This is a genomic window from Rhizobium sp. 11_C7_N12_5 (genome assembly GCF_051811145.1).
In the GTDB taxonomy this organism is placed as follows: Bacteria; Pseudomonadota; Alphaproteobacteria; order Rhizobiales; family Rhizobiaceae; genus Rhizobium; species Rhizobium lusitanum.
The window spans coordinates 256814-269563 of the sequence record NZ_JBPWPY010000002.1 but is presented as its reverse complement, the minus strand read 5'-3'; the positions used below and the strand labels follow the sequence as shown (position 1 = coordinate 269563).

The following is a 12750-nucleotide window of genomic DNA, read 5'->3' as shown; positions in this document are numbered from 1 at the left end:
AAAGGGGGCGACGGTTGGATCCGCCGCCCCATTCGTGGGGTCATGAAGCGTTAGGCCGCTTGCGATTCCGAAATGCTTTCCAGCGCCATCGCCCGCGCCGTCACGAAATCGATCTTGCCGGAACCGAGGACGGGGACCTTGCCGACGGTCACCTCGGCCGGGACCATCATCTCGGTGGCGCCCTTCGCCTTGGCAAAGGCCAGGAACTCGCTTCGCGTGGCATTCGGCTGATCGGTCAGGAGAACGACGCGTTCACCCTTCTTGGCATCAGGCACGGCCGAGACCACGCTGAGCGCGCCGGGCCAGAGCTGGGCGGCAAGCGTCTCGACCGCGGCAAGCGAGATCATCTCGCCGCCGATCTTGGCGAAGCGCTTGGCCCGGCCGCGGATCTTCACGAAACCGTCTTCGTCGATGATGACGATATCGCCGGTATCATGCCAACCCTCCGGCAGCGGTTCGATGACACCGGGATTGTCGGCGCGCATATAACCGGCCATCACATTGGCGCCGCGGATGAGCAGACGCCCGCCCTCATCGATACCGGCAACCGGCTCGAGCTTCCATTCCATGCCCGGCATGATCTTGCCGACCGTCCCAGAGCGGTTGTACATCGGCGTGTTCAGCGAGATGACCGGGGCCGCCTCGGTGACGCCATAGCCTTCCAGGATGCGCAGGCCGAACTTTTCCATATAGACCTCGCGGGTCGAGGCCTTCACCGGTTCGGCGCCGGAGAAGATGTAGCGGATCGATCTAAGATCGTAGGGATGAGCGCTGCGCGCATAGCCGTTCAGGAACGTATCCGTGCCGAAAACGATGGTGGCGTTCGAGACGTAAATCAGCTCCGGCACGATGCGATAGTGCAGGGGCGACGGATAGAGGAAAATCGGCACGCCCGAGACCAGCGGCAGGATGGTGCCGGCCGTCAGACCGAAGGAGTGGAACATCGGCAGGATGTTGAACACCTTGTCGCCCGGATGGAAATCGATGCGCGAGGCCGCCTGGGCTGCGTTCGACAGGATGTTGCGGTGGGTAAGCACCACACCCTTCGGCGCACCTTCCGAACCCGAGGTGAAGAGGATCACGGCCGGATCATCGGCACTGCGCTTGACCAGCGGCCGATATTTGCGGATGAGGCCGAAGATCTTGTCGAGGAAGGTAATTTGCGTGCGCAGCTCGTCGAGCCAAACGAACTCGACCTGCTTTTCAAGCTCCTCGACAATGGGGCCAAGCTTGGCTTGCGTGACGAAGGCGCGCGAGCAAAGGATATGCCTGACTTCGGCGGTCTTGCAGGCGGACAGGATATTGGCGGCGCCTGCGGTGAAGTTCAACATGGCCGGCACTTTGCCTGCCGACATGACGCCGAGCACGGTCGCAGCCGTACCATTGGCGTTCGGCAGCATGACGCCGAGGGTCTTGTCGGCCGGGAACATCTTCTTGAATTTCGCACCCAGCACCGCGGCACCGGTGAGCAGCTTGGCATAGGACAGCTTGCCGGAGAGCGGATCCTCTACGGCCAGTTTTTTGCCACCGTATTCATGGGCGCTTTCGATGACGCGACCAAGCACGGTATTATCGGTATCCGCCGTGCGGAACATCAGCGCCGACATGATCTGGTAGAGTGCAGCACCGGCCGCGATGCGCCGCTTGCGGCCTTTCAGTTCCAGGGGAACGTCGAGCTTCACCGGCTCAAGGATCGTTACCTTGACCTTGGGGAAGAGGCGGCGGCGGACATGGCTCGAGGTGAGATAAGAGGCATAGCTCTTTTCCAGACCGTCGATACGAACGGGCACGATCATCGCGCCCGTCTTGTCGGCAACCATGGCAGCGCCGTCATAGACCTTCATAAGCGTGCCGGTAACCGTCAGGCGTCCCTCCGGGAAGATCCCGACCGGGCTGCCGTCCTGGATGACCTTGATCAGGGAACGCGTCGCCATCGGCTTGGTCGGATCGAGCGGCAGGAACTTGCACTTCGTCAGCAGAGGACGCACCCACCACTTCTTGGCAAAGGCATAGTCGATGGCGAAGACCGGCTCTTCCTCGGTGATGGCGAGCGCCAGCGCGCCGTCGAGCAGGCTCACATGGTTGAGGGCGATGATCGGCGCCGGGCCGGCCTTGCGGATGTTTTCCAGGCCCTCGACTTCCAGCCGCATGAACGCGCGGAAGATGATGGAGATGAGATCGCGGAAGGCATTGGTCGGCAGCGTCTTCAGCATCACCCAGGCGATCACGACGTTGAGCGCCGAGATGCTGAGGACGATCACCGGGATCGACAAGCCGACGGCCTGCAGCACAGCCACCAGCGCCAGGCCGACCGCTATGAAGAGTGCGGACAGCACGTTTGCCGCGCCGATGACGCGGGCGCGGCGGTCCTCATTCGCCCAGCTCTGCATGGCGGCAAAGGTGGGAACGGCGAGGAAGGCGCCGCCGATTGCCATGCCGGCCAGATCGACCGCGACACGGATTGTCTTCGGCCCTTCGAAGAAGGCGAGAATGGACTCGGCATGCGAGCTGGACTGAAGACCCCAAAGGTTCCAGGCGAGATCGAGACCGAAGAGCGCGACGATCAACATGCCCACGGGCGCCGGCAGGAGCACGATGCGGCCGGCGGCCATCCAGCCGGCGATGGCCGAGCCGATGGCGACGGATATGGCAAAGATCGCCAGATAGGCGGGAACGACGATTTCCGAACCGCCGAGAATGTCAGTCACCATGATCGGCAGCATCGACATGATGAAGGCTCCGACGAACCAGAACCAGCAATTCATCAGCGACGCACGCCAGATACGGCTGTCTGCACGAAGCTCATTGACGAGCCGATAGCTGGAGCGGATGACGTTCCTATCGACGACAAGATCGGGCGCCTTGGAGCCGGTTGAGGGGATCATGCGTGCGGCAAACCAGCAGAGGACGGAAAGCCCCATCATCATCGGGCCGAAGATCCAGACGTTGTCCCCCTGCCGGAAGGCGACGGCCGAGACCATCGTGCCGGTGAGAATGGCGATGAAGGTTCCGCCCTCGATCCAGGCATTCGCCTTGGGAAGGTCCCTGCTTGCGAGGTGATCCGGCAGGATGCCGTATTTGATCGGCCCGAAGAGCGAGGAGATGACGCCGAAGCCGAAAAGGGCGAGCATCAGGATCCAGATGGAAGAGAAGGCGATGCCCACCACCGAGATGGCTGCGACGACGAGTTCGCAGCGCTTCAGAAGCTCGGCTATCTTGGCCTTGTCGTATTTGTCGGCGAGCTCGCCGGCAATCGCCGAAAGCAGCAGGAACGGCACGATAAAGATGCCGCCCGCCAGCGTCACCAGCGCGGCACCCTCGGCTGCCATCTGCGCGAGAATAACGAAAATCAAAGTCTGCTTGAGAAAATTATCGTTGAAGGCGGTGAGGAACTGCGTCCAGAACAGCGGCGCGAATTTCCTCGATCTCATCAAATGGGTTTGCATGACGTTCCCCTTGTTCAGTGAACAAGACGCCACAGAGTGGTTACGCAAAGGTTGAGCGCGAATACAACTCTATGGCGTCGTTAATAAAGGTTAGTCTTGACCGTCACGATTGAACTTAACGAGAAGCTTCTCGGTGCGGGCATCCTCCACCTTGCGGATCAATTTGTCAGCCTCGGAATTATCGCGAACCGTCTTGGTAACGTTGACCGTCGTCTGCACCAGCATCAGGATGCCCATGGCGAGATAGCCTTTGCCCCATAGGTCGATCGGCATCATGTAAAGGCCGACGAAGAGCATAAATGCGGCGGCGGCAAAGGAGACATAGGAAAAGCTGACCCAAGCCTGGGAATGTTTCTGGAAGCTGTCGTTCATGATCGTACCCTCTCTAATATGTTTGGTGTGTTCGGTTTCAGGCTGCTGAATTCATGCGCTCGCGCAGGCGGGCAAGCACGTCGTCGGCCGAGGGACCGAGCGGTGCACCGAAGCCGGCATTGGCGAGCTTTTCGATGATGATTGCGGGCCGGTTTGCGGCGTCCATTTCCTTCAGGGCTGACGTGGCAATTTCGCATCGATCCTGATAGGCGCGAAGACGGGCCAGCGTCTCCTCGGCTTCGTCCAAGTTCGCCAAACCTGAGCCATCATTGCAGACTGCATTGAGCTTCTGTGTCTGCTCGGTCGCACGCGCCAGGCGCTCGCCGCGCTGTAACCCCTGCAGGCGCGCCTCCGAGGACCGGACCGTCGCCTTGAGCTTGGCGATCGTCGTGGCGAATTGCGCCTGTGCCTTCTCGGAGGAATCGCGCTCGGCTTCAAGCTCGGCAATCGCCTCGGCCGCTTGCCGGGCGAGTTCGTCATTGCCCTTCTGCAGGGCCGCGACGGCCCGGGTTTCCAGATCCGCGATGCGACCGACGATCGCCGCGTGCTGGCTGTTTTCCTGCTCATTCTGTGCGACGGCGATTGCCACCGCCCGCCGCGCCGACTGAATGGCGCCGGCTGCATCGCGGATCTGCTGGGCAAGCAGAGGCATGGCGTTGCGATCGATGAACGCCTGCTCCGTATCATAGGCCCGACCGCGGATGAGCGTCAGAATTACATTGAACATTTGTCGTCTCCCGTTTATGAACGATGTTCACGAAGAGAGATATGCCAGACTCATGAACGTTGTTCAAGGATAATTTTGAACAACGTTCAAAAAATCGGATCGGAATGGTTAATGGCGAGAAAAACCCAGGAAAAGCGCGAGGATCTGAAGCTGCGGCTGATCGAGGCGGCGCGCCATCGCATCGCGGCCGATGGCCTCTCCAACTTGCGAGCACGCGATGTCACGCAGGATGTCGGCTGCGCTCTCGGAGGGCTCTATACCGTCTTTGCCGATCTCGACGATCTCGTCATCCACGTCAATTCGGCGACATTGAAAGCGCTGGAGGCTTCTCTTGCTCTGGCTGAGGTCAAGGACCGAACGCCGGCGGATCGGCTGCGCAACCTTGCACGCGGCTATTTGCGATTCGCAGTCACCAACCGCAATCTATGGAAGGCGCTCTTCGACCATCGCCCGCCGGACGAACGCCCTACCCCCGAATGGCATCTGGAAGAGCATATGTTCCTGATGGGCATCATCGCCGAACCGCTTGCCGAGCTGCAGCCCGCCATGTCCGAGACGGCCCGCGCCATTCGCGCCCGAACGCTGTTCGGAGCTGTGCATGGCGTCGTCAGCATCAGCCTTGAGGGACGCTTCGTCGGCCTGCCCGTCGAAAGCCTGGAAAAGGAACTCGACGACTTCATCCTGACGGTCGCGGCAGGGGCCGCGGCGCGGTAGCGCTATGCGTGTTTGGGGCACTCACGGATTTGACGGCGCGTATGTCCTGATATCGCCGAAGGCGTAGCCGCGCTGACGAAGCGTGCGGATAAGCGCCTGCAGGTTTTCCTGTCCATTGAATTGATCCTGAAACATCTCATCATGCATGAGCAGGATCATCTTGCCGGGCTGGGTAAAGCGGCCGTACTGAAAGAGGTGATCGATTTCGTTGATCAGATGGTCCACCGATTGCACCGGCTTGCCGTCATTGCTGTGCACCCATTCGAAATCCCAGCCATAGAGATAGAAGCCGGCTTCGGCGACGAGCTCGTAATCCAGCCATTCGCGCTCCCATTGGGCGACGTTGATGGAAAGATCCTCCCTGGAAACAGTCGGAAGCCGAAAGACGTCCCTGCCCGGCAATCGCGCATTCACCATCGGCGTGAGGCCGAGCACCTGGTTGGCGTGAAGCATGTCCGCGACGACAGCCTGGGTGTTGGAGTAATACTGCCTGTAGCGATTGTTGGCGTGGGTGTAGCTGTGATTGCCGACCGTCACCAGCGGCATTGCCTTTGCCTCGGCCAGCAAATCGCGGCCCGCAGGGATGGTTTCCACATGCAGGCCGACCATGAACATGGCTGCCGGGACATTTTCCTTACTCAACACGGAAAGGACGTTTTTCGTCCCCGGCAAGGGGCCATCGTCAAACGTCAGGTAGATCGTCCGGTCGGCGGCCGAGGCGCCGATGGCGCAGGCTGTGAGGAAGAAGCCCGCAAGCAGCCATCTGAACACCGCATTCCACAGGGAATTCAATCCGCCCAAGCCTGCAACCTCCCGCTTCATTGCAGCAAACTGGCATATCGTTTCCGACAAGGAAAGCAGCATGGCGCCCCGAAAAGCAAAGGGCGCTCGACCCATTTCTGGGGAGCGCCCTTGCTTTTAACCCGGACAGCGAACACCGCGTCGACACAGAAATGTCAGCGCGGCAGGCCATCGATACAGGTGATGGCGTGCAAATAATAGCGAATCGCGCATTTTGCAAGAGCGAACTTCAGGGAAATGCTCAGGGTCCGCCAAAAGGGAGAATCCTTCGGCTTCGTCCTCGCATAACCGCGATATCGCGCTTCAATCAGGCAGCCTGAAGGGCTGCGTCCCTGGGAATCTCGACATCGATCTCTAGCATGGAGACATGCTCGTCGCGATCCATCTTGACCTGCACCTTATCGCGATCGACCTGAACATGCTTGGCGATGACGGCCAGGATTTCCTCGCGCAGAATGGATACGAGATCAGAGTCCACCGAGGCACGTTCATGGGCAAGGAGAATCTGCAGGCGCTCGCGCGCCATGGGTGCAGATTGCTGCTTGCGGAACAGTCCGAAAATGTTCATGCGGCCCTCCTTGCGAAGATCTTGCCGAAGATGCCCCGCTTTTCGCCGGGGATGGTGATCGGCAGCTGCTCGCCGGCAAGGCGACGTGCGGCTTCGAAATAGGCGAGAGCCGGCGCGCTGCGGGCATCCGCGAGCGTGACCGGTGAACCGATATTGGAAGCACGAAGAACATCCATGCTTTCCGGAATGATCCCGAGCAGGGGAATGGAGAGGATCTCCAGCACGTCATCGACCTTCAGCATGTCGCCACGCTCTGCTCGGGCGGCATCATAGCGGGTCAGCAGCAGGTGCTTCTCCATGCGCTCGCCGCGCTCGGCCTTCAGCGTCTTGGAGTCCAGCAGGCCGATGATGCGATCGGAATCGCGTACCGAGGATACCTCGGGATTGGTGACGACAACAGCGACGTCGGCGTGCCGCATCGCAAGCGTTGCGCCGCGCTCGATCCCGGCCGGGCTGTCGCAGATGACCCAGTCGAAGTGGTTCTTGAGCTCATTGATGACGCGCTCGACACCCTCGGGCGTCAGGTTGTCCTTGTCGCGCGTTTGCGAAGCCGGCAGCAGGAAGAGCGTTTCCAGCCGCTTGTCGCGGATCAGGGCCTGCGGCAGCCTGGCATCGCCATGGATGACGTTGACCAGATCGTAGACCACGCGCCGTTCGGCTCCCATCACCAGGTCGAGATTGCGGAGGCCGACGTCGAAATCGACGACGACAACCTTTTCGTTTCTCTGCGCCAGAGCCGCCCCCAATGCGGCAGTCGAAGTCGTCTTCCCAACTCCGCCCTTGCCTGATGTGACGACGATTACCTTGCCCATCTCGCTCTCCTGTTTTGGCCCGCTTCGGCTCAGATTAGTTTTTCTGCCATGATCGTCTCGCCATCCAGCCAGAGCTGGACGGGTTGTCCGCGAAGGCCGGGTGTGACGTCTTCCGCCATTTTGTAGATGCCATCGATCGCCAGCAGCTCGGCCTCGAGCTTGCGGCAAAAGATTCGCGCCGATGCATTGCCGATAGATCCGGCCATGGCCCGGCCGCGCAAGGTGCCGTAGATATGCACGGACCCTCCGGCGATGATTTCCGCGCCTGACGCCACCGATCCGATGACGGTGACGTCCCCCTCCGGAAAGATCACCGACTGGCCCGAACGGACCGGCTCGCGGATGATCAGCGATTGGGTCACCGGGCGAACCTCGGCGGGCGCCGGCTTGCTTTCGCTGTTTCGCCGTTCGACGACCGGGTCGGTCTCGGTCACCTCGAAATCGGCTGCCGGACGACCGCCCTTCAGCACCGGCGGCATGCCGGCCCCGACGATGGACGGACGTCCGCCCTCGATGCCCATGATGCTGACATTGCGGGCGGCAAGCTCGCCGATCAGCTCCTTGAGCTGCGCACGATCGATCGGCAGATCGGTTATATCGAGCACGACCGGCCGCCCCAGAAAGAAGCCGGCCGAACGGGCTGCAAGGTCATCGAGCCTTATCAACCACTGGTCCAGCGGCAGATCGGGCGAAAGCATGACCGCAAGAAAAGAGCGGCCCTTGATACGGATCGAGCGAGCGTCTGTTAGCACTTTGGTCATCTATGTGAATAAATCGTTGACCTTGTGTACCGTTGACATGGTTAACAGTTGGTTAACGTCCGCTGTGATTTAGGCTTGATCCGCCCCATACGGCAGCAATGCTCGCAAGCGGCGAAAGCTCTTTCGAACCAGGATCGTAGACGCACGGCGCGGCAAATATGGCTGCTGCGGCGAGAAGAAGAATAATTGGTCTCATGAGGCTCTCCAGATGCGGGGCCGGAACCGATCCGCATCATCCCGCGAACGCGGAGGCGGCCCCGCAGGTTAAATTTTGCGGTGTCGACAACGACATTGCGCGCCGCGCATTCAAGCGAGCGGCGCGCAATATCAACGCTTAAGCGATGCTCAGGCGAGCTTCAGTTCGACATTGATGTTGCCGCGGGTCGCCTTCGAATATGGGCAGGTCTGGTGTGCTTCTTCGACGAGCGTCCTTGCCAGGTCGGGTTCGATGCCGGGCATGCTGACAGTCAAGCGTGCCTGCAGGAAATAGGCACCTTCCGTAGTCCCCAGATCCACTTCTGCATCGACCGCAAGATCGGCCGGGAGCTTGATCTTCCGCTTGCCAGCGGCAAGGCCCATCGCGCCGATGAAGCATGCCGACCATCCGGCCGCGAAAAGCTGCTCGGGGTTGGTGCCGGCGTGGGCGCTGCCGGGAGGCGAAAGCTGGACATCCAGTTGGCTGTCATCGCTGCGCGCGGAGCCATCGCGGCCACCGATGGTATGGGTTTTGGCGGTGTAGAGAACCTTGTCGATCTTCGTCATGGAACACTCCTTTTGTTGCGTCGCCCGCTTTGTTGTGTCGTCTGGGGCGACGTCCGTTGACGGAGTGGTTTTTGATGGACCGACGTATCCTGCATGTTTCCGAAATCGCCGGAAATGTCACGGAACGTACACCCATATCGGCCGGACACAATTGCTTACAAAGACGCTGAAAATCTTTTGGCAGGACATCAGGCGATCGCGACTTCAGCAGCCAGTCCGCCGCCGTCGCGATTGTAGAGCCTGACGGAGCCGCCAAGCGTCTGGGCCAATTGCTGGGCTATCGCAAGGCCAAGCCCTGTGCCGCCCGTATTGCGGTTGCGCGATTGCTCCAGCCGGAAGAACGGCTGCATGGCCGATTCTATCTGGTCTGGCGGAATGCCCGGGCCGCGATCGAGGACCGTTATGACGACGTCGCCTGTATCCCTGCGTTCCACGGAAATTTCCGCTGCCCCGGCGAACTTCAGGGCATTGTCGATGAAGTTGGTGAGGATGCGGCGAAGGGCATGCGGTTTTGTCGCCACTGTTCCCTGAATCAGGCCGAGAATCTCGACCGATTTGCCGGTATCCTGATAGTCATAACAAATGCTTTCGATGAAGGAGGCGAGATCGATGCGGGAGCTCTTCTCGCCGTTGCCGTGGGCGCTGCGCGCATAGGCGATGCCATCCTGCACCAGCCGCTCGATTTCGCCGAGATCCTGCAGCAGCTTCGTTTTCTCGGGCGATTCGTCGGCGATGTCAGCGCGCAGGCGCATGCGGGTGATCGGCGTCTGCAGATCGTGGGAGATCGCCGCAAGAATCTGCACGCGCTCTTCAAGATAATGCGCGATTCGATCCCGCATCGCATTGAAGGCCTTGGCGGCATGGGCGACCTCGCTTGGCCCCCGATCGTTCAATGCCTCTCCCTTCTTATTGGGATCGAGCGCGTCGGCGGCTGCAGCGAGCTCGGCGAGCGGGCGGATCGCCAGACGAACGGCAAACCACGTACACAGCACGATGACCAGCATCTGCACCACGAAGACGTAAGGCAGCCAGGAAGCGATCGGCATGATGCCCTTCGGCGTGACGTCGATCGTCAAAGGGCTGCCGTCGCTCAAATTCAGATGCGCCTGCAGGCGTGCGATCGGGCCAGGTATCGATTCGATGTGAATCGGAAAACGGTGGCCGACGGCATCCTCGATCTTGGCGGCAATTTCTGCGCCATGACCCGAGGTATCCGGCACGCCCGGTAGCCCCGGCCCCAGCTCGAAATGGTAATTGCCGCGGCTGAGCCAATCGACGAAGCCGGCCCTCTCGTCGGCCGGCAAACGGTCAAGCACCGCGATCGACGTCGCGACATCGCTCTCCAGCGTACCGAGCATGACGGCCTTTGCCGACATGTAGCGCTCGAGATAGAGCACGCTGAAGGAAAGCCCGTAAGCGATCGCAAGTCCGACCAGCAGAATCATTGAAATGCGCGAGCGCAGGGTGCTGGGCCACGATAGGCTCCGGCCCAACAGGGCCGCCGTGCTCATGGGCGCAGCTCCGCGATCTCGACCGGAACGGAGAAGACATACCCCTCGCTGCGGACCGTCTTGATGTAGGTCGGTTCGCGCGCATCGTCGCCCAAACGCTGGCGAAGCCGGCTGACGAGCAGATCTATCGACCGATCGAACAGATCGGCATCCCGGCCCTGGGTGAGGTTCAGCAGCTGGTCGCGATTGAGCACCCGCTGCGGGTGATCGATGAAGACGCGAAGCAGGCGGTATTCGGCGCCGCTCAAGGCGATTTCCGTTCCGTCCCGATCGAGAAGGTGGCGGCCGACTGTATCGAGCCGCCAGTCGCCGAAGGCGAGCAATTGCCCGGCTTCGCTGATCTGCAGGTTGGGTGGCAGCATTCGCGTGCGCCTGAGCACGGCCTTGATGCGGGCGAGAAGCTCGCGGGCGGCGAACGGCTTGGGCAGGTAATCGTCGGCGCCCATTTCGAGCCCGAGGATCCGGTCCATCTCGTCGCTGCGCGCCGTCAGCATCAGAACAGGCGTCGCCTTATGCTTTCCCGAGCGAAGCTCACGGCAAAGCACCAAGCCATCGTCACCCGGCATCATGACATCGAGCACGATCAGATCGACCGAATTGGCCTCGAGAAAACTGCGCATCTGGCGGCCATCGGCCGCTGTCGTCGTCCTCAAGCCGTTCTTCGTCAGATAGCTCGACACCAGCTCGCGGATTTCACGGTCGTCATCGACGATCAGGATGTGGTCGATATGCTCCATTTGTCTTCTCACTCAATCACTATCGTAAGTGTCAGCCTACGAACATTCTTCGAGGCGCCGGCATATGCCAGCGCCTCCCCGCACACTATCGCCGAACTAGAAACGATCAACATCTATCACAGCCTGCGCAAACGCCTGCGGCGCTTCCTGGGGAAGATTGTGCCCAATGCCGCCGGTGATCGTGCGGTGCTCGTACTTGCCCGAGAACTTGGCCCGATAAGCTGACGGTTCCGGGTGAGGTGCGCCGTTCGCATCGCCTTCCATGGTGATGGTCGGGATCGAGATCACAGGTCCGGCGGCCAGTGTCTTTTCATAGGCATCGTACTTCGCCTCGCCTTCGACGAGGCCAAGGCGCCAGCGGTAATTATGGATGACGACCTCGACATGGTCGGGATTGTCGAAAGCCGCAGCCGACCGGTCGTAGGTCGCATCGTCGAAGGCCCATTGCGGCGAAGCGGTGCGCCAGATCAGCTTTGCGAATTCGTGCCGGTTTTCCTGGTAGCCGAGGCGGCCGCGCTCGGTGGCGAAATAGAACTGATACCACCAGGCAAGCTCGGCCTTCGGCGGCAGGGGCTTGCGGTTGATCTCCTGGCTGCCGATCAGATAGCCGCTGACCGACACCAGCGCCTTGCAACGCTCGGGCCAGAGTGCCGCCATGATGTCGGCGGTGCGAGCGCCCCAGTCATAACCGGCAACGACGACCTTTTCGATCTTCAAAGCATCGAGAAGCGCGATCATGTCGGCAGCAAGAGCAGCCTGCTGGCCGTTGCGCGGGGTCTGGCTCGAAAGGAACCTGGTGCTGCCATAGCCACGCAGATAGGGGATGATGACACGATAGCCGGCGTCGGCCAGCACCGGCGCGACATCGACGAAGCTATAGATATCGTAAGGCCAGCCATGGAGCAGCAATACGACCGGACCATTTGCCGGGCCGGCCTCGGCATAGCCGATATCGAGTACGCCCGCATCGATCTGCTTCAGCGCACCGAAGGACGTGTGAGTGCCGGCCTTGACGGCGGGTACGGCAACAGAAGCCTTCGGCTGCTGCGCGGCGGCGATGGTCGGGAGGCCGAATTCGGCGGCAGCAACGGCGACTGCGGCGACGCCAAAAAAGCGGCGGCGATTATGGTTGATTTCCTCGTACATCAGTCTCTCCTGTGGAATGGATGTTGAGGGCAAGAAAGCCGGCCGCATGTATCGCCGGTGTGTCGTTAGCCGCCCGATTTTGAATGCCCATGTAGCTTCCGGCGGCGCAGATACAGTCTGATACAATCGGCCGCCCCTGGCCGCGGGGTAATCGCTTATGAAATGAAGTCGTTGCGGCGCGACCCCTTCTCCCCAGCGGGGAGAAGGGGCTTGCTGCGCTGGCATCGTTTCGTTTGTATCGCAGTGTATCGAAGCCGAAGACATCGACGTTTCGGTACATTCTCCCCTCCAATCAGACACACTCGAGATACGTCGCCAGCCGCAGATAGCGTCACTGCTGAGCACGGCACGTCGCCGTCCGCAGCCGGTCAATCCGTTCTAAAGGAACAAAGA

12 protein-coding genes are annotated in these 12750 nt (G+C 60.7%); 1 reads left to right on the top strand and 11 read right to left on the bottom strand.

Annotated elements, in window-relative coordinates; all coding sequences use genetic code 11:
- Window positions 1-50: 50 nt before the first annotated feature.
- The 3 genes from AB8B29_RS20410 to AB8B29_RS20400 all read right to left on the bottom strand — a co-directional run bounded on the left by AB8B29_RS20410 (window position 51) and on the right by AB8B29_RS20400 (window position 4545).
- Window positions 51-3446: an acyl-[ACP]--phospholipid O-acyltransferase gene (locus tag AB8B29_RS20410; RefSeq protein WP_037192627.1), complete on the bottom strand. Its 3396-nt coding sequence runs from the start codon at window positions 3444-3446 to the stop codon at window positions 51-53.
- Window positions 3447-3536: 90 nt separating this feature from the next.
- Window positions 3537-3818: a YiaA/YiaB family inner membrane protein gene (locus tag AB8B29_RS20405; protein WP_034506376.1), complete on the bottom strand. Its 282-nt coding sequence runs from the start codon at window positions 3816-3818 to the stop codon at window positions 3537-3539.
- A gap of 37 nt (window positions 3819-3855) precedes the next feature.
- The gene (locus AB8B29_RS20400; RefSeq protein WP_037192631.1) at window positions 3856-4545 is read right to left on the bottom strand and encodes a PspA/IM30 family protein; all 690 of its coding nucleotides are present in this window, start codon (window positions 4543-4545) and stop codon (window positions 3856-3858) included.
- A 111-nt stretch (window positions 4546-4656) separates the two neighbouring features.
- Here AB8B29_RS20400 and AB8B29_RS20395 point away from each other — a divergent pair, with 111 nt between their 5' ends.
- A complete protein-coding gene (locus AB8B29_RS20395) occupies window positions 4657-5259 on the top strand; it encodes a TetR/AcrR family transcriptional regulator (protein WP_037192633.1) in 603 nt (200 codons plus the stop codon).
- Between the two features lie 21 nt (window positions 5260-5280).
- Here the strand turns inward: AB8B29_RS20395 and AB8B29_RS20390 are convergent, their stop codons facing one another.
- The 8 genes from AB8B29_RS20390 to AB8B29_RS20355 form a co-directional block, all read right to left on the bottom strand.
- The gene (locus AB8B29_RS20390; protein ID WP_092573631.1) at window positions 5281-6060 is read right to left on the bottom strand and encodes a polysaccharide deacetylase family protein; all 780 of its coding nucleotides are present in this window, start codon (window positions 6058-6060) and stop codon (window positions 5281-5283) included.
- A 307-nt stretch (window positions 6061-6367) separates the two neighbouring features.
- Complete coding sequence (minE, locus tag AB8B29_RS20385; protein ID WP_037192635.1) at window positions 6368-6628, bottom strand: cell division topological specificity factor MinE; 261 nt, start codon at window positions 6626-6628, stop codon at window positions 6368-6370.
- Window positions 6625-7440 (bottom strand): septum site-determining protein MinD, encoded by an 816-nt coding sequence (minD, locus tag AB8B29_RS20380; protein ID WP_037192637.1) that lies wholly within the window; start codon window positions 7438-7440, stop codon window positions 6625-6627. The genes minE and minD overlap by 4 nt, the downstream gene beginning before the upstream one ends.
- Window positions 7441-7469: 29 nt before the next feature.
- Window positions 7470-8201, bottom strand: a complete 732-nt coding sequence (gene minC, locus AB8B29_RS20375) for a septum site-determining protein MinC (RefSeq protein ID WP_037192639.1) — start codon at window positions 8199-8201, stop codon at window positions 7470-7472.
- Window positions 8202-8546: 345 nt separating this feature from the next.
- Window positions 8547-8963, bottom strand: a complete 417-nt coding sequence (locus AB8B29_RS20370) for an organic hydroperoxide resistance protein (RefSeq protein WP_037192642.1) — start codon at window positions 8961-8963, stop codon at window positions 8547-8549.
- A 188-nt stretch (window positions 8964-9151) separates the two neighbouring features.
- Window positions 9152-10474 (bottom strand): sensor histidine kinase, encoded by a 1323-nt coding sequence (locus tag AB8B29_RS20365; RefSeq protein ID WP_037192645.1) that lies wholly within the window; start codon window positions 10472-10474, stop codon window positions 9152-9154.
- The gene (locus tag AB8B29_RS20360; RefSeq protein WP_037192647.1) at window positions 10471-11211 is read right to left on the bottom strand and encodes a response regulator; all 741 of its coding nucleotides are present in this window, start codon (window positions 11209-11211) and stop codon (window positions 10471-10473) included. Before AB8B29_RS20360 ends, AB8B29_RS20365 begins: the two co-directional genes overlap by 4 nt.
- Window positions 11212-11307: 96 nt before the next feature.
- A complete protein-coding gene (locus AB8B29_RS20355; protein WP_037192649.1) occupies window positions 11308-12357 on the bottom strand; it encodes an alpha/beta fold hydrolase in 1050 nt (349 codons plus the stop codon).
- Window positions 12358-12750 lie beyond the last annotated feature (393 nt).